Raw genomic sequence first — 16,283 nt, 5'->3', positions numbered from 1 at the left:
GCCGGCGCTAACCGGCCTTCCTGCGGTCCGCCAGGATCACCAGGGCGAGTCCGGCGAGGATCACCGCGAGCGCCGGGTAGGCCGCCGCGGGCGGGGTCTGGCCCAGCCAGACCGCCGCCACCAGGGCGGCGCCCGGCGTCTCCAGCAGGATCGCCGTGGACGTGGTCGACGCCCCGAGCCCGCGCACCACTCGGTTGAGCAGGCTGTGGCCGAGCAGCTGCGCGGCCACCGTCAGGGCGATCAGCTTGGCCCAGGTGCCGCCGTCGTAGCCGCCGAGCGAGGAGCCCGAGGCCAGGCAGACGGCGAGCAGGGCCACGGCCGTGGTGGAGTAGCAGACGTAGGTGTACGCGGTCGTGCTGACGGTCCGTCGGACCTCCGCGCCGAGCAGGACGTAGCCGGCCGCCGCGATGCCGCCGCCCAACGCCAGCGCGTCCCCGGCCAGGGCGCGCGGCGACAGCGACAGGTCGACGCCGGTCAGCAGCACCACGCCGGCGACCGCGAGCGCGGAGCCCAGCCACACCATCCGGGGCGGGCGGTGACCGCGCATCAACAGGAACAGGGTGGTCCACACCGGCGTGGTGGTGCCGAGAGCGGTGGAGGACGCGACCGAGGTCATGGTGAGGCTCGGCAGCCACAGCCCGAAGTGCAGTGCCAGCACCAGACCGGAGGCGAGCGAGAGCCCGAAGGCCCGGCGGCCCATCCCCAGCAGCTCCCGCCGGTGCCGCAGCCAGGCGAAGGGGCTCAGCACCCCGACGGCCATGGCGTTCCGCCAGAAGGCGATGGCCAGCGCGGGCGCGGCGGTCGCGGCGATCAGCGGGGCGGACAGCGAGACACCGGCGATGGCGACGGCGAGGAGCGTGAAGTCCAGCGGCGCCTTCCCGTGCGGGACCGTGCCGGACACGGCGTCCGCCTTCGGTGCGGCGGGCGTGGTTCTGGCGGGCGGCGCGGCGGACACGCGGGGGCTCCTCGGGGCGGGCGGGGCGGTGACCTCCTTAGCGTAAGGCCCGTTCCGGCCCTGAGCTCCTGTCGTCTCACCATGTGTGCGGCACCACGGCGGCGCCCGGCGCGGGCCACGCCATAGGGTGGGACGCATGACGGACACCGTGACGCAGCCGCAGCTGGACCAGGCCCTGGTCGAGGAGGCCGTGAAGAAGTCCGGTCTGCTCTGGGCCGACGGTCAGGCCCTGTGGCACGCCTGGGTCGACGGCGCCGTGGTGGTCGTCGGCGGCGGCCCCGGCGAGCAGCCGCTGCCCGGCCCCGGGCTCACCGACGGCGGCACCGCCACGGTCACCGTCCGCAGCAAGGACAAGGGCGGCCGGCTGGTCGCCTTCCCGGTCCGGGTCACCGAGCTGCGCCCGGACGGCGAGGCGTGGACGGCCGCGGTGGCCGAGCTCAAGGGCAAGCGCCTCAACGCGCCGGACGCGGAGACGATGACCGCGCGCTGGGCCCGTGAGTGCCGCGTACTGCGCCTGGAACCCGCCGGCGACCTGCTGGAGCGCCCGGGAGCGATGCCGGACGGCAGCGGCGCGGCGGCCCCGGTGCCGACGCCCGCGACCACCCGCCACCCGGTGCCGGCGGGCCTGCCGAAGCTGCTGCTGCGGCGCCGCAGGAAGTCCTGAGCCCCCGGGCTCCGGTGACTACTGCGTGACGGCCTTGCCGTAGTCGACGACGTCGTCCTCGTCGGGCGCCCGCAGCGTGAAGTCCTTGCCCCAGTCGTCCATGGTCAGCGTGCCGGCGCCGCCGGCGCGTTCGTAGCGCAGCGGGTACGGCTTGCCCTCCAGGGACACGTCGATCGTGCCGCCCTCGCCGCCGTCCGCGGTGACGGCGATGGTGCGGACGCCGCCGACCGTGCGGTGTTCCCCGACGGCGAGGGCGCCGTGCAGCACGAACAGGCCCTCCAGCAGCACCTCCTTGTCGGTGAAGCCGCTGAACTGGTCGTACGCGGGGTCCGCGGTGGGGACCTTGACGTACTTGTTCTTGAGCTTGGCGCCGACCTGGTCGCCGTAGAACCCCGCGCCCGCCTTGAGGTAGAGGTCGTCGCCCACCCGCAGCAGTTCGAAGGTGCTGCCCTCGGAGGTGACCTCGCCCAGGCCGCCGTTGCCGCGCAGCCGCATGTCGAGCGTGTAGGTGTGGCCCCTGCTGACGACGGTGCCGGCCAGCCGTACCGTGTCGGCCGCGTCGGCGGCGGTGCGGGCGCGCTTCTCGATGGTCCCGGCGGGCAGCTTGCCGACGCCGTTGGTCCCCGCGTCCGGGTCGCCCGCGCACCCTGTCGCCCCGGCGAGGACGAGGACCGTGCCCAGAAGGCTCACGAGGACCGACGACGTGCGGCCGAGGATCACGTGTTCTCTTCCTCCTGCGGTGGTACGCGCCCGTCACACGAGGGGAGCGGCGAAGCGGAGCCGAAGCCACCGCAGCGTACCGCTGGCCGGGTGAACCCCTGTGAACGCCGTGCGAAGCACCCGTGGAGCATTACCGCGCGCCCCGCCCGCGGGAGCGGCGTTAGCCTGGCGGCATGCCAGCGGGAACCTCCCGGGTCTTCGTCTCGCACCTGTCCGGGGTGCGGGTCTTCGATCCCAACGGCGACCAGGTCGGCCGGGTCCGGGACGTGGTCGTGATGCTGCGCGTCGGGGGCCGGCCGCCGCGTGTGCTGGGGCTGGTGGTGGAGGTCGTCAGCCGGCGCCGGATCTTCCTGCCGATCACGCGCGTGACGGGCGTGGAGTCCGGTCAGGTGATCACCACCGGTGTCGTCAACATGCAGCGCTTCGAACAGCGCCCGACCGAGACCCTCGTCCTCGGCGAACTGCTCGACCGCCGGGTGACGCTCGTCGAGACCGGCGAGGAGGTGACCGTGCTGGACGTGTCCATGGTGCGGCTGGCCTCACGCCGCGACTGGGAGATCGACAAGGCCTTCGTCCGCCGCGGCAAGGGCGGCCCGCTGCGGCGCAGCGGCCTGACACTGACCGTGGAGTGGTCGGCGGTCACCGGCTTCTCGCTGGACGAGCACGCGCAGGGCGCGGAGGCGCTGCTGGCCACCTTCGACCAGTTGCGCCCGGCCGACCTGGCGAACGTCCTGCACCACCTGTCGCCCAAGCGCCGCGCCGAGGTAGCCGCCGCCCTCGACGACGACCGGCTCGCCGACGTCCTGGAGGAGCTGCCGGACGACGACCAGGTGGAGATCCTCGGCAAGCTCAAGGAGGAGCGGGCCGCCGACGTGCTGGAGGCGATGGACCCGGACGACGCCGCCGACCTGCTGGCGGAGCTGCCGGAGGAGGAGCAGGAACGGCTGCTCGGTCTGATGGAGCCGCACGAGGCGGCCGACATGCGGCGGCTGATGTCGTACGAGGAGCGCACCGCCGGGGGTCTGATGACCACCGAACCGATCGTGCTGCGCCCCGACGCCACCGTCGCCGACGCCCTGGCCCGGGTCCGCAACCCGGACCTGTCCCCCGCGCTCGCCGCGCAGGTGTACGTCTGCCGGCCGCCGGACGAGACCCCGACCGGCAAGTACCTGGGCACGGTGCACTTCCAGCGGCTGCTGCGCGACCCCCCGTTCACCCTGGTCAGCGCGCTGCTCGACCGCGACCTGCAGCCGCTGGCGCCGGACACCCCGCTGCCGGCGGTCACCAGCTTCCTCGCCACGTACAACATGGTGTCGGTGCCGGTCGTCGACGACGGCGGCTCCCTGCTGGGCGCCGTCACCGTCGACGACGTCCTGGACCACCTGCTGCCGGAGGACTGGCGCGAGACGGAGCTGCGCGAGGAGGCGCAGTGAGCGAGGAGCGCCCGCGCATCCGCCTGGACCAGCCGCGGGTCCCGCGGATCAGCCTGCTGCCCTCCTACGACCCGGAGGCCTTCGGGCGGCTGTCGGAGAAGATCGCCCGCTTCCTGGGGACCGGCCGCTTCATCGTCTGGATGACGGTGGTGATCATCGCGTGGGTGGCGTGGAACGCGCTGGCCCCGAGGGAGCTGCGCTGGGACTCGTACCCCTTCATCTTCCTGACCCTGATGCTGTCGCTGCAGGCCTCCTACGCCGCCCCGCTGATCCTGCTGGCGCAGAACCGGCAGGACGACCGCGACCGGGTCAACCTGGAGCAGGACCGCAAGGCGAACGAGCGCAGCATCGCCGACACCGAGTACCTGACCCGCGAGGTGGCCGCGCTGCGGCTGGGCCTGGGGGAGGTCGCCACGCGCGACTGGATCCGCTCCGAACTGCAGGACCTGCTGAAGGACATCGAGGAGCGGCAGCGGGCCGAGGCGGAGTGAGCGACGGGGTGCGCCGGCGGGGGTGTGAACCCGCCCACCGGGGGTCCTGCGGGCACGGTGCGGGACGTACCATCGACGCATGGCTACCGATCCTCACCCAGGCTCCTCCCCCTCGCCCGACGCGGTGCGGGCCGCGCTCGCGACGGTGAACGACCCCGAGATCCACAAGCCGATCACCGACCTGGGCATGGTCAAATCGGTCGACATCGCGGACGACGGCGCGGTGCGGGTCGGTGTGTACCTGACGGTCTCGGGCTGTCCGATGCGGGACACCATCACCAGCTTGGTGACGACCGCCGTCGCGAAGGTCCCCGGGGTCAGCGGTGTGACCGTCGAGCTGGACGTGATGAGCGACGAGCAGCGCCGCGAGCTGGCCACCTCGCTGCGCGGCGGCCAGGCGGAGCGCGAGATCCCGTTCGCCAAGCCCGGTTCGCTGACCCGGGTGTACGCGGTCGCCTCCGGCAAGGGCGGCGTCGGCAAGTCCTCGGTGACGGTGAACCTGGCCGCCGCGATGGCCGCCGACGGGCTGAAGGTCGGTGTGGTCGACGCCGACATCTACGGCCACAGCGTGCCGCGGATGCTCGGTGCGGACGGCCGTCCGACCCAGGTCGAGAACATGATCATGCCGCCCTCGGCCAACGGTGTGAAGGTCATCTCCATCGGCATGTTCACCCCGGGCAACGCCCCGGTGGTGTGGCGCGGCCCGATGCTCCACCGGGCGCTGCAGCAGTTCCTCGCCGACGTGTACTGGGGCGACCTGGACGTGCTGCTGCTCGACCTGCCGCCCGGCACCGGCGACATCGCGATCTCCGTCGCGCAGCTGGTCCCGAACGCCGAGATCCTCGTGGTGACGACGCCCCAGCAGGCGGCGGCCGAGGTCGCCGAGCGCGCGGGCACCATCGCCGTCCAGACCCACCAGAAGATCGTCGGTGTCATCGAGAACATGTCCGGGCTGCCCTGCCCGCACTGCGGCGAGATGGTCGACGTCTTCGGCGCCGGCGGCGGCGAGCGGGTCGCCGAGGGCCTGACCCGCACCACCGGAGCCACCGTGCCGGTGCTCGGCCAGATCCCGATCGACGTGCGGCTGCGCGAGGGCGGCGACGACGGCCGCCCGGTCGTCCTCACCGACCCGGAGTCCCCGGCCGGCTCGGCGCTGCGGGCCATCGCGGGCAAGCTCGGCGGCCGCCAGCGCGGTCTCGCCGGTCTGTCGCTGGGCATCACGCCGCGCAACAAGTTCTGACCCGGCACGTCCGGCACGTCCGGCACGCCGGGTCGTACGGCCAGGCGCCCGTGCGGCGGCAGGGCCGCGTACCGGCCCCGTGAACACCTCAGGGGCGCCTCCCGGTCCGGGAGGCGCCCCTGAGCCGTCTCTCACGGCCGGTACGTGGTGATGTCCTTCACCTGGGCCAGGCCGAGGCCGTAGGCGCTCATCCCGCGCCCGAAGGCACCGAGGTGCACCCCGCGCGCCGATCCGGCCATCACCCAGCCGTACTCCGACTCCCGGTAGTGGAAGGGCGTCGGGGCGCCGTCCACGGGCAGGGTGAGCGCCGACCAGCCGGGGCCCTCGAGGTTGTCCGCGAGGTCCCAGGCGATGGCGGTCTGCTGGTCGAGCCAGTCCTGCCGCAGGTGCCGCTCCATATGGGTGGGCCAGGTGCACGAGAGCAGTCCCGAGCCCGCCAGCCAGGCCGCCGTGGCGACGGAGGTGGCGTCCAGCACGCCGGTGCCGTCCGAGCTGCGCCGGACGGGGCGCTCGGCGACCGTGACGACCACCACGAAGCGGCGGTTGTCGGGGGTGGGCTCGACCTTGACGGACGGTTCGTCGCCGTGGCCGGTGGAGCCGTGCTCGACCGTGCCGTCGGCGTTCAGGCCGACGGGGGCGAGCCAGCGCTCGCCGGTGAACGCCTCGTCCAGCCCGTACCAGGGGAAGTCGGCCGTGAGATGGCCGTCGACCGTACGATCCGCCGGATCAGCTGTGGTCTCCATACGCGCGGGGCCTCCTCCATAAGGGCAAACAAAGGGAGAATAGCCACTCGCGCAGCGTGAACGGGGCAGGGCCCCCGTATCAGGTGGCGTCGGAATCGAACGGCGGGGCCTCGCCGGGGGACACGTCGCGCTTGCGCAGCCGGTCGGGGGTGCCCGGGGAAGCCCCGGAGCCCGAGCCGCCGCCGCTGTCACGGCCGTGCACGGCGTCCGTGACCGCCGACATCTCCTCCTTGAAGTCGAATCCGTTGCGGATCTCCTTCAGGCCCAGCTCGTCGTTGTCCATCAGCTGCTTGCGGACGAAGTTCTTCGGGTGCAGGTCCTCGAACTCGAAGTCCTTGAACTCCGGGCCCAGCTCGTTGCGGATGTCGGCCTTCGCGCTGTCCGAGAACTCCCGGACCTTGCGGACGAACTGCATCACGTCCTTGATGACCTTGGGCAGCTTGTCCGGCCCGAACACGAGCACGGCAAGGATCACGAGCGCGACGACCTCCAGCGCGCCTATGTCTGAAAACACCGTGCAGCTCCTCGTGGCCTCGGCCGGCGGACGGAATCCGGCGCATCTCACCGTACCTGGCCCAACCGCCTGCACGGGAGTAGGCAGGGTCAACAGTAGGTCGCGCCCCGGTAAATCCCGAATTCGCCGTGCTCAGTTCCCGCTGGCCGAGCCCAGGGTCAGCTCCACGGCCCGCTCCTTGCCGCCCCGCTTCACGGTCAGCTGCAACGTGTCGCCCGGCCGGTGGGCGCGGATCCGCACGATCAGCTCCTCGCCGTTGTGCACCCGCTTGCCGTCGATGGCGGTGATCACGTCGCCCGGTTCGATGCCCGCCTTGGCGCCCGGGCCGTTCGGGGTGACCGAGTCGCCCTCGCCCTGGCCGTCGGGGCTGACCTGGGCGCCGTCGCCGGAGTACTGCAGGTTGATGCTGACGCCGATCACCGGGTGGGTGGCCTTGCCGTCGTTGATCAGCTGCTCGGCGACCCGCTTGGCCTGGTTGACGGGGATGGCGAAGCCGAGGCCGATGCTCCCGCCCTGGCTGCTGTTGCCGAACGGGTCGGTGCCGCTGTCCGCCGAGCGGATGGCGCTGTTGATCCCGATGACCAGGCCCTTGGCGTCGACCAGCGGACCGCCGGAGTTGCCCGGGTTGATCGGGGCGTCGGTCTGGATGGCGTCGACGTAGCTGACGTCGTTGCTGTTGGTCTCCCCGCCGGCGGTGATCGGGCGCTGGGTGGCGCTGATGATGCCGGAGGTGACGGTGCCCTCCAGGCCGTAGGGGGCGCCGATGGCGACGACCGGGTCGCCGACCTGGGCGGCGTCGGAGTCGCCGAGGGTCAGCGGGTGGAGCCCCTTGACGCCGCTGACCTTGATGACCGCGAGGTCGTAGCCGGTGTCCCGGCCCACGATCGTGGCGGGTTCGACCTGGCCGCCGTTGAAGGTCACCGAGATGGTCCCGCTCTTGGCGACGCTCTCCACCACGTGGTTGTTGGTGAGGATGTGGCCCTCGTCGTCCAGCACGAAGCCGGTGCCGGTGCCCTCCCCGGCGTCGCCCTTGACGTGGATGTACACGACGCCGGGCAGGACCTGGGCGGCGATGCCCGCGACGCTGTCCGGGGCCCGGGTGCCGGCCTCCGCCGTGGCCTGCGGCAGGGTCACGTCCGGTGCGCCGCCGCTGTCGTGGACGTAGGCGCCCAGCGCCCCGCCGATGCCGCCGGCGATGAGGGTGACGGCGACGAGTGCGGCCGCCAGCGGCGCGCGGCGGCTCCCCGTCGACTGGGCGGCGGGCCGCTGCGGGCCGGTGGTGCCGCCCGGGGGCGCCCAGGGGTCGTAGCGGTGCCACTGGCCCACCGACAGCGGCGGGGGCGGGGTCGCGGGCGGGGGCGGGGTCGCGGGCCGGTGCGGCGGGGCCGCGCCGGCGGGATGCTGCACGGGCGGCGCGGGCGCCCAGGGGCCGGGCTCGCCGTAGGGCGGGGTGTCGTACGGGTCCCGGGGGTGCCGGGGGGCGGCTTCGGCGGGGGGCCCGGTGGGTGTGTCGGGCGCGTCCGGGGCGGGCCCGTCCCGCGGCTCAGGGGGAACCGGCGTGACCGTCTCCGGCCGGCTCCACCACTTCGGCCCTTCGGCCTTCCCCTCGTCCACGGTGCTCCCCTACGACGACCAGTCCTCCCTGGATTGAACCAGGAGTCGGCGCCGCCCGCAGCCGACCGCTCAGCGGGTCACGGGGAAGTGGCCGACCAGGGGGACGACCGAGTCGAACGGAACGGGCTTGGTCGGCGCGGCCGTGGTGCCGCTCGGCGAGGTGGCGGAGGCGCTCGGGCCGGTGGTCGCGGGCGGGGCGAGTGCGGGTGCCGGGGTGACCCCCGGAACGGCCGATACGGCCGGGGCGGTGAGCGGCCCCTCGTCGCCGGACAGACCCAGCGGCCGGGTGACGGCGCCGGCGGGCACTCCGTCGGCGGCGCCGACGCCGTACGGGTGCATGCCGCCCGAGGCGGGGTGCAGCAGGTCGCTGGTGGCGGTGCTCCACACGTCGGCTGCCGCACGCGCGGTGCCGCCGGTGAAGGGCGTCGTGGGGGCGCCCGGGCCGCTGCGGGAGAGCGGGGTGCCACCGGCACCGTCCACCGCCGCGTCCAGCGGCAGGGCGCCGCCGAGGGCGATGGCGGCCATGGAGACCGCGCCGGCCGCGGCGAACGCGAAACGGCGCCGCCCGCGGACCGCGGTGGCGGGCGAGGCGGGGCCGACGGGCGCGACCGCACCGCCGGAGCGGCCGCTCTCGTGGATCCGGAAGCCGCGGGACGCGGAGGCGGACAGGGGCAGCGAGAACTCCTCGCGCGCCTTGCCGAAGAGGCCGCCGCCGAGGCGCTCGCCGCCGAGGCTGGCCGTCTCCATCAGTCCGCCGTCACCGAAGGGCCCTCTTCCACCGTCGCCGTCACCCCCGGGCAACTCCTGGAGGCGGGCGAGCAGGCCCGCCGAGAGCGTGGGCGGCGCGGCGGCGGCCACCACGTCCTTCATCCGGCGCTGTTCGTCGGCCGCGGCCTTGCATTCCGCGCAGGTCGCCAGGTGCGCGAGCACCCGGTCGCGGGCGTCGTCGTGCAGCTCGCCGTCGACGAAAGCGGCGAGATGGTCACCCAAGTGCTGGTCGGCACACGTGAGGTGCCGGCTGACACCGCTGCTCACGTGCTCCCGCCCTCCAGGGCCGGCCGGCCGGTGGCCAGGACGGGCGCGCGGCCCGGACGGGCGGCCGGCGCGCGGTGCTCCAGCGCCTTGCGCAGGTGCGAACGGCCGCGGTGGATACGGCTGCGCACGGTGCCCAGCTTCACGCCGAGCGTCGCGGCGATCTCCTCGTACGACAGGCCCTCGATGTCACACAGCACGACGGCCGCGCGGAACTCCGGGGCGAGGGTGTCCAGCGCCTGCTGGATGTCCGCGTCGAAGTGGGTGTCGGCGAAGTGCTGCGCCGGGGACGGCTCACGGCTCGGCAGCCGCTCGGCCGCGTCGTCGCCGAGGGCGTCGAAGCGGATGCGCTGACGACGGCGGACCATGTCGAGGAAGAGATTGGTGGTGATGCGGTGCAACCAGCCCTCGAAGGTGCCGGGGGTGTACGTCGACAGCGAACGGAAGACCCGCACGAAGACCTCCTGCGTGAGGTCCTCGGCGTCGTGCTGGTTGCCGGTGAGGCGGTACGCGAGGCGGTACACCCGGGCGCTGTGCGTACTGACGATCTCCTCCCAGGAGGGGGGCGTCCACGCCTGGTTGTCCCCGTCGGTGGCGAAGGTCGCGTTGGCGACCACAGTCGCGGACTCGTCGGTGCGCGGACGGTCGTCAGCTGTATCGGTCACGGATTTCGGCTCGCCGGCCGACCTGCGGAAGCGCGAGAGCACTCCCCGGTGACCCGCCGCAGCCGCACCTCCCCTGTCGGCTCTGGTGGTGTCCAGTAGAGCCCCTACCATAGCCACCTCGCCCGTTAGCTCCGGATAAGTGCCGGGCTCATCTCGCCCGGCCCCGACGTTCAGGTCCGTCGCAGGTACCAACGAGCGGTCCCATCTGCGGGTTCCCGACCGCAACGGATACAGTCGCCGGGCGGGCTGCAACCGTCAGGCGGACAGGAGAGGGCAATTACCGGCAACCGGCAGGCGAGCTGGGCGTTCGCGGACGCTTTCGTCGCCGAGGACGACGCGCTGATACGAGCCCGCGGGCGAGCTCGTGAGGCCGGCGTGCGCCCGGTCTCCCCCGGCACCGGCGCGACGCTGCGGCTGCTGGCCGCCGCCACGGACGCCAAGGCGGCCGTCGAGATCGGCACCGGCACCGGCGTCTCCGGGATCCACCTGCTGCACGGCATGCGCCCCGACGGCGTGCTGACCACCGTCGACACCGAACCGGACCGCCAGCAGCTCGCCCGCACCGCCTACCGGGAGGCGGGGTTCGCGGGGAACCGGGCCCGCTTCATCCCCGGCCGGGCGCTGGACGTCCTCCCCCGCCTCGCCGACGGCGGCTACGACCTGGTCTTCTGCGACGGGGACCGGCTGGAGTACCCGGACTACCTCGGCGAATCGTTGCGGCTGCTGCGCCCCGGCGGGCTGGTCTGCTTCGAGGGCGCCTTCGCCCAGGGCCGCTCGATGGACGCCGCCCATTCCGAGCCGGAGGTGATGCGGCTCCGCGAACTGATGCGGACCGTACGGGACAACGCGGCCCTCGCGCCCGTCCTGCTGCCCACCGACGACGGGCTGCTCTGCGCGGTACGGCGCGGCTGAGAATTCCCCGCCCGGAATGCACCTGTTTCCGGTCCGGCATCCAATCGGAGAAACAAGTGGGCCCCCGGCGACATGCCGCCAGGGGCCCAAGGCTTGGATTGGCCGGTTGTCAGGCGATGGCCTTCTTCAAAGCCTCGCCGAGTGCATCCGCCTCGTCGGGAGTCAGCTCGACGACAAGCCGTCCGCCGCCCTCGAGCGGAACGCGCATGATGATGCTCCGCCCCTCCTTGGTCACCTCGAGCGGGCCATCACCCGTCCGCGGCTTCATGGCCGCCATGCTCGTTCCCCTTCCTGAAACCAGCTCTTCGCAACCGGTGGCCCAGGCGCCACCGGACTCGAACACATTGGTTCTCAGCCATTATCCCGCATCGGGTGACCTGATGACCAACATCGGTTCCCATCCGTTCGAGAACCCTGTCCCGCAAAACCGTCCATTTCGGTGATCGCACTCTCCGGCGCGTTTGCCGGGGGTCACGTGTCCGCGCCCGGAGATCTCCGGCATGCTGACCCCGAACGTGAGCCGCGACGAAGGGGACCACATGGCCGACACCGTGCTGTACGAGGTGAGCGACGGGCTCGCCACCATCACCCTGAACCGCCCCGAGGCGATGAACTCGCTGAACGTCGACACCAAGGTCGCGCTGCGGGACGCCCTCCAGTCGGCGGGCGCCGACCCCGCAGTGCGGGCCGTGCTCCTGACCGCGAACGGCACGGCCTTCTGCGTCGGCCAGGACCTCAAGGAGCACGTCGGGTTCCTCCAGCAGGAGGGCGGCGGCCCGGCCATGTCCACGGTGCGCGAGCACTACAACCCGATCGTCACCGCGATCGCCACCATGCCCAAGCCCGTCGTCGCCGGGGTCAACGGGGTCGCCGCGGGCGCCGGCGCGGGCTTCGCCTTCGCCTGCGACTACCGCGTGGTCGCCGACACGGCCGTCTTCAACACCTCCTTCGTCGGCGTCGCCCTGACCGCCGACTCCGGGGCCTCCTGGACGCTGCCGCGGCTGGTCGGCCGCAGCCGCGCCGCCGACCTGCTGCTCTTCCCGCGCAAGATCGGCGCTCAGGAGGCGTACGAGCTGGGCATCGCCAACCGGCTGGTGCCGGCCGGCGAGCTGGCCGCCGAGGCCGCCTCGGTCGCCCGGCAGCTCGCCGAGGGCCCGACCGTCGCCTACGCGGCGGTCAAGGCCTCCATCGCGTACGGCGAGGGGCACTCACTGGTCGACACCCTGGCCAAGGAGGACGAGCTGCAGACGGCCGCCGGCGCCTCCGAGGACCACCGGATCGCCGTCGAGGCCTTCCTGAAGAAGGAGAAGCCCCGCTTCCTGGGCCGCTGAGCCCGGGCGGCGGGGGCGAGGCGGGCCCGGCGGGCGCTCAGCGACGGGCGCAGCAGTCGGCCAGGTGGTCGTCCACCAGGCCGCAGGCCTGCATCAGCGCGTAGGCGGTGGTGGGGCCGACGAAGCGGAAGCCGCGCTTCTTGAGGTCCTTGGCCAGCGCGGTGGACTCCGCCGTGACGGCCGGCACGTCCGCGACCGTGCGGGGTGCCGGGCGTCCGGCGGGGTCCGGGGCGTACGACCAGACGAGGGCGTCCAGGCCGCCCTCGTGGGCCTCGCGCAGCGCCAGGGTGGCGTGCGCGTTGGCGATGGCCGCGTCGATCTTCGCGCGGTTGCGGATGATGCCGGTGTCGGCGAGCAGCCGCTCCCGGTCCTCGTCGGTGAAGGCGGCGACCGCCTCCGGGGCGAAGTCCGCGAAGGCCTTCCGGAAGCCCTCGCGGCGCCGCAGGATCGTGATCCACGACAGTCCGGACTGGAAGGCCTCCAGGCTCAGCCGCTCGTAGAGGGCCGCCTCGCCGTGCACCGGGCGGCCCCACTCGGTGTCGTGGTACGCCACGTAGTCGTCCGTGGACAGCCCCCAGGGGCAGCGGGCCAGGCCGTCCGGCCCGGTCACCACGCCGCCGTCGCTCACAGCCCGCTCCCGGGGGCGCGCGGGTCCTCGGGGGGCTGCGGGGCCTGCTCGGCGTCCTTGACCAGCGACTGGCCGCCCAGCCGGGTGGCGTGGGCGCCGGCCAGGGCGGCCTCCAGGTCGGCGATGTGCGCGTCGCGCTGGGCGAGTTCGGCGCCGAGGCGCTCCAGCACGTCGTCGACGTCCACCATGCGGTACCCGCGCACGGTCACCGGCAGGCGCAGCCGGTCGACGTCCGCGCGGCCCACCGGCCGCTCCGGCGGCAGCCGGTCGTCCACCCGGTCCGGCTGCACGTCACGGAGCACCCCGCCGTCGCCGAGCACCGCGAGGGCGACCGCGCCGACCACCGCGACCAACGCGATGAGCATGAACCAGAACAAGACCTCTCCCGGGGTCGGCTCGACGTGTACGCCACGATCGTGCCACGTCGCGCCGTGCGCGCGGCGTGCGGTCGGCGACTATCTTCGATCGGCGTACGACATTTCGAGGGAGGCAGGCGCGACATGCTGCGGCTGGGCACACGGGTATTCGGCGAGCACGAGCCCGTGATCATGGCGATCGTGAACCGGACGCCGGACTCGTTCTACGACCAGGGCGCCACGTTCACCGACGCTCCGGCCCTCGAACGCGTCGAGCGCGCGGTCGCGGAGGGCGCCGCGATCATCGACGTCGGCGGGGTGAAGGCGGGCCCCGGCGAGGAGGTGTCGGCGCAGGAGGAGATCCGCAGGACGGTCGGTTTCGTCGCCGAGGTCCGCCGCCGCCACCCCGACGTGGTGATCAGCGTGGACACCTGGCGCCACGAGGTCGGCGAGGCGGTCTGCGAGGCCGGCGCGGACCTGCTCAACGACGCCTGGGGCGGTGTCGACCCCCGGCTCGCCGAGGTCGCCGCGAAGCACGGCGTCGGGCTGGTGTGCACCCACGCGGGCGGCGCGCTGCCGCGGACCCGGCCGCACCGGGTGGGCTACGCGGACGTGATGGCCGACATCCTGAAGGTGACGGTGGGCCTCGCCGAGCGGGCGGCCGCGCTCGGGGTGCGGCGGGACGCCATCCTCATCGACCCCGGCCACGACTTCGGGAAGAACACCCGGCACTCGCTGGAGGCGACCCGGCGGCTGCCGGAGATGACCTCCACGGGCTGGCCGGTGCTGGTCTCGCTGTCCAACAAGGACTTCGTGGGCGAGACCCTGGACCGCCCCGTCAAGGAGCGGCTGATCGGCACCCTGGCGACGACCGCCGTCTCGGCGTGGCTCGGCGCCCGGGTGTACCGGGTGCACGAGGTCGCCGAGACGCGTCAGGTGCTGGACATGGTGGCCTCGATCGCGGGTCACCGGCCCCCGGCGGTCGCCCGACGGGGGCTGGCGTAGCCCCGCCGGCGGTTCAGTCGCCGATCTCCTTGGTCACCAGGGCGACCGCCTCGTCGACGTCGTCCGTGACGTGCAGGAGTTCCAGGTCGACGGGGGACGCCTTGCCGCCGTCCACGACGGTGTCGCGGACCCAGTCGACCAGGCCGCGCCAGTAGGCGGAGCCGAACAGGACGATGGGGAACTGCGTGACCTTGCGGGTCTGGACCAGCGTGAGGGCCTCGAAGAGCTCGTCGAGGGTGCCGAAGCCGCCGGGCAGCACGATGAACCCGGAGGCGTACTTCACGAACATCGTCTTGCGGACGAAGAAGTAGCGGAAGTTCACGCCGATGTCGACGTAGGGGTTGAGCCCCTGCTCGAACGGCAGCTCGATGCCCAGCCCCACCGAGACCCCGCCGGCCTCGCAGGCACCGCGGTTGGCCGCCTCCATCGCGCCGGGGCCGCCGCCGGTGATCACGGCGAAGCCGGCCTCGGCCAGGGCCCGGCCGATGCGGACGCCGGTCTCGTAGTCGGTCGATCCCTCGGCGGTACGGGCGGAACCGAAGACGCTGACCGCCCTGCCGAGTTCGGCGAGCGCGCCGAAGCCCTCGACGAACTCCGACTGGATGCGCATCACGCGCCAGGGGTCGCTGTGGACCCAGTCCGAGGGCTCCCGGGTGTCCAGCAGGCGCTGGTCGGTCGTGGACTTCTGCACCTGGCCCCGGCGCCGTACGACCGGCCCGGTGTGGCGCTCGGGCCAGCCGCGTGCCATGGGCCGGCCCTCCGCCGCCGCCGTCTCGGCGGCGGCCGCCTCCTCCGCGTCCCTGTCCATGTCGGACTCCTTTCACTACCGTCCGGTCAGGGTACGACCGCGTCCGCCGGGCGGATCAAGAACGCGCCGCTGAATTGCTCGTTACGACAGCCAGGCGCGCAGCTTCTCCTCCGCCTCCAGGACGGCGGCGACGGCGACGTGCTCCTCGCGGGTGTGGGCGAGCCGTGGGTCCCCGGGGCCGTAGTTCACCGCCGGGACGCCCAGCGCGGAGAAGCGGGCCACGTCGGTCCAGGCCTCCTTGGGCGCGGGCTCGGTGCCGATGGCCGCGACGAAGGCGGCCGCCGCCGGGTGGGACAGGCCCGGCAGGGCGCCGGGGGCGCTGTCGGTCAGCCGCACCTCGAAGCCCTCGAAGACCTCGCGGACGTGGTCGAGGGCCTCGGCCTCGGAACGGTCCGGGGCGAAGCGGAAATTGACGATCACCGCGCAGGAGTCGGGGATCACGTTGCCGGCGTGACCGCCCTCGATCATGACCGCGTTGAGCCCCTCGCGGTAGGTGAGGCCGTCGACGGCCGCCTGCCGCGGCTGGTAGGCGGCGAGCCGGGCCAGCACCGGCGCGGCCTTGTGGATGGCGTTCTCGCCCAGCCAGCTGCGCGCGGAGTGGGCGCGGCGCCCGGTGGTCTCCACACGGACCCGCAGGGTGCCCTGGCAGCCGCCCTCGACCTTGGCGTCGGTGGGCTCCAGGAGGACGGCGAAGTCGCCGGCGAGCCATTCCGGGTGGTTCTCGGCGAGCCGCTTGAGGCCGTTGTGCTCCGCCGCGATCTCCTCGGCGTCGTAGAAGACGAAGGTCAGGTCGCGGTTGGGGGCGGGGAGGGTGGCGGCCAGTCGCAGCTGGACGGCGACCCCGGACTTCATGTCGGAGGTGCCGCAGCCCCACAGGACGCCGTCCTCGTCGCGGCGGGAGGGCACGTTCTCGGCGATCGGCACGGTGTCCAGGTGCCCGGCGAGGACGACCCGCTCCGCCCGGCCGAGGCGGGTGCGGGCCACGACGGCGTCCCCGTCCCGGTCGACCGTGAGGTGCGGCAGGGCGCGCAGGGCGCTCTCCACGGCGTCCGCCAGCGGCTTCTCGGCGAGGCTGACGGAGGGGATGTCGACGAGCTGCGCCGTCACGGCGGCGGCGTCCTGACTGAGATCGAGCACGGGCCGTTCCATGCCGCCGACCCTACCCGGGGGCG

General features: G+C 73.4%; 19 protein-coding genes. 7 read left to right on the top strand and 12 right to left on the bottom strand.

What is annotated here, in order from left to right; all coding sequences use genetic code 11:
* Positions 1-7: 7 nt before the first annotated feature.
* The gene (locus ABZ479_RS01195; RefSeq protein WP_500459215.1) at positions 8-955 is read right to left on the bottom strand and encodes a DMT family transporter; all 948 of its coding nucleotides are present in this window, start codon (positions 953-955) and stop codon (positions 8-10) included.
* 136 nt (positions 956-1,091) lie between these two features.
* Between ABZ479_RS01195 and ABZ479_RS01190 the strand changes: the two genes are divergently transcribed.
* Complete coding sequence (locus tag ABZ479_RS01190) at positions 1,092-1,619, top strand: hypothetical protein (RefSeq protein ID WP_500459214.1); 528 nt, start codon at positions 1,092-1,094, stop codon at positions 1,617-1,619.
* Positions 1,620-1,637: 18 nt separating this feature from the next.
* On the opposite strand, the gene ABZ479_RS01185 is transcribed toward ABZ479_RS01190, so the two are convergent.
* Positions 1,638-2,339, bottom strand: coding sequence for a hypothetical protein (locus tag ABZ479_RS01185; protein ID WP_500459213.1), 702 nt, complete (start codon positions 2,337-2,339; stop codon positions 1,638-1,640).
* A gap of 173 nt (positions 2,340-2,512) precedes the next feature.
* Here ABZ479_RS01185 and ABZ479_RS01180 point away from each other — a divergent pair, with 173 nt between their 5' ends.
* The 3 genes from ABZ479_RS01180 (at position 2,513) to ABZ479_RS01170 (ending at position 5,503) form a co-directional block, all read left to right on the top strand.
* Positions 2,513-3,772, top strand: a complete 1,260-nt coding sequence (locus ABZ479_RS01180; RefSeq protein ID WP_500459212.1) for a magnesium transporter MgtE N-terminal domain-containing protein — start codon at positions 2,513-2,515, stop codon at positions 3,770-3,772.
* Entirely contained in the window at positions 3,736-4,263 is a 528-nt protein-coding gene (locus tag ABZ479_RS01175) for a DUF1003 domain-containing protein (protein ID WP_500459396.1), read from the top strand. The genes ABZ479_RS01180 and ABZ479_RS01175 overlap by 37 nt, the downstream gene beginning before the upstream one ends.
* Before the next feature lie 79 nt (positions 4,264-4,342).
* A complete protein-coding gene (locus ABZ479_RS01170; protein ID WP_499607028.1) occupies positions 4,343-5,503 on the top strand; it encodes an Mrp/NBP35 family ATP-binding protein in 1,161 nt (386 codons plus the stop codon).
* Positions 5,504-5,634: 131 nt separating this feature from the next.
* On the opposite strand, the gene ABZ479_RS01165 is transcribed toward ABZ479_RS01170, so the two are convergent.
* The 5 genes from ABZ479_RS01165 to sigE all read right to left on the bottom strand — a co-directional run bounded on the left by ABZ479_RS01165 (position 5,635) and on the right by sigE (position 10,182).
* A complete protein-coding gene (locus tag ABZ479_RS01165; RefSeq protein ID WP_500459211.1) occupies positions 5,635-6,246 on the bottom strand; it encodes a hypothetical protein in 612 nt (203 codons plus the stop codon).
* A gap of 79 nt (positions 6,247-6,325) precedes the next feature.
* The gene (locus ABZ479_RS01160) at positions 6,326-6,760 is read right to left on the bottom strand and encodes a sec-independent translocase (protein WP_499607034.1); all 435 of its coding nucleotides are present in this window, start codon (positions 6,758-6,760) and stop codon (positions 6,326-6,328) included.
* A 132-nt stretch (positions 6,761-6,892) separates the two neighbouring features.
* Positions 6,893-8,374: a S1C family serine protease gene (locus tag ABZ479_RS01155; RefSeq protein WP_500459210.1), complete on the bottom strand. Its 1,482-nt coding sequence runs from the start codon at positions 8,372-8,374 to the stop codon at positions 6,893-6,895.
* Positions 8,375-8,443: 69 nt separating this feature from the next.
* Positions 8,444-9,409 (bottom strand): zf-HC2 domain-containing protein, encoded by a 966-nt coding sequence (locus ABZ479_RS01150; protein WP_500459209.1) that lies wholly within the window; start codon positions 9,407-9,409, stop codon positions 8,444-8,446.
* The gene (gene sigE, locus ABZ479_RS01145; protein ID WP_499607223.1) at positions 9,406-10,182 is read right to left on the bottom strand and encodes an RNA polymerase sigma factor SigE; all 777 of its coding nucleotides are present in this window, start codon (positions 10,180-10,182) and stop codon (positions 9,406-9,408) included. The genes ABZ479_RS01150 and sigE overlap by 4 nt, the downstream gene beginning before the upstream one ends.
* Before the next feature lie 135 nt (positions 10,183-10,317).
* Here sigE and ABZ479_RS01140 point away from each other — a divergent pair, with 135 nt between their 5' ends.
* Complete coding sequence (locus tag ABZ479_RS01140) at positions 10,318-10,983, top strand: O-methyltransferase (RefSeq protein ID WP_500459395.1); 666 nt, start codon at positions 10,318-10,320, stop codon at positions 10,981-10,983.
* 109 nt (positions 10,984-11,092) lie between these two features.
* Here the strand turns inward: ABZ479_RS01140 and ABZ479_RS01135 are convergent, their stop codons facing one another.
* Positions 11,093-11,260: a DUF3117 domain-containing protein gene (locus ABZ479_RS01135; protein WP_018561471.1), complete on the bottom strand. Its 168-nt coding sequence runs from the start codon at positions 11,258-11,260 to the stop codon at positions 11,093-11,095.
* Between the two features lie 262 nt (positions 11,261-11,522).
* Here ABZ479_RS01135 and chcB point away from each other — a divergent pair, with 262 nt between their 5' ends.
* On the top strand, positions 11,523-12,314 hold the full coding sequence (gene chcB / locus ABZ479_RS01130) for a 2-cyclohexenylcarbonyl CoA isomerase (protein ID WP_500459394.1): 792 nt from the start codon (positions 11,523-11,525) through the stop codon (positions 12,312-12,314).
* A 37-nt stretch (positions 12,315-12,351) separates the two neighbouring features.
* Here the strand turns inward: chcB and ABZ479_RS01125 are convergent, their stop codons facing one another.
* Positions 12,352-12,942 (bottom strand): DNA-3-methyladenine glycosylase I, encoded by a 591-nt coding sequence (locus ABZ479_RS01125; protein WP_499607042.1) that lies wholly within the window; start codon positions 12,940-12,942, stop codon positions 12,352-12,354.
* The gene (locus tag ABZ479_RS01120; RefSeq protein WP_500459208.1) at positions 12,939-13,319 is read right to left on the bottom strand and encodes a cell division protein DivIVA; all 381 of its coding nucleotides are present in this window, start codon (positions 13,317-13,319) and stop codon (positions 12,939-12,941) included. The genes ABZ479_RS01125 and ABZ479_RS01120 overlap by 4 nt, the downstream gene beginning before the upstream one ends.
* Before the next feature lie 123 nt (positions 13,320-13,442).
* Here ABZ479_RS01120 and folP point away from each other — a divergent pair, with 123 nt between their 5' ends.
* A complete protein-coding gene (gene folP / locus ABZ479_RS01115; RefSeq protein ID WP_500459207.1) occupies positions 13,443-14,303 on the top strand; it encodes a dihydropteroate synthase in 861 nt (286 codons plus the stop codon).
* A 13-nt stretch (positions 14,304-14,316) separates the two neighbouring features.
* Here the strand turns inward: folP and ABZ479_RS01110 are convergent, their stop codons facing one another.
* A complete protein-coding gene (locus tag ABZ479_RS01110; protein ID WP_499607230.1) occupies positions 14,317-15,051 on the bottom strand; it encodes an LOG family protein in 735 nt (244 codons plus the stop codon).
* 141 nt (positions 15,052-15,192) lie between these two features.
* Positions 15,193-16,260 carry a succinyl-diaminopimelate desuccinylase gene (dapE, locus tag ABZ479_RS01105; RefSeq protein WP_500459206.1) on the bottom strand — a complete coding sequence of 356 codons (1,068 nt, stop codon included), beginning with the start codon at positions 16,258-16,260 and terminating at the stop codon, positions 15,193-15,195.
* Positions 16,261-16,283 lie beyond the last annotated feature (23 nt).

The organism is Streptomyces sp. NPDC005722 (assembly GCF_040630935.1).
Lineage (GTDB): Bacteria > Actinomycetota > Actinomycetes > Streptomycetales > Streptomycetaceae > Actinacidiphila.
The sequence above is the reverse complement of the archived record's forward strand: the minus strand, read 5'-3'. Positions and strand labels throughout refer to the sequence as shown.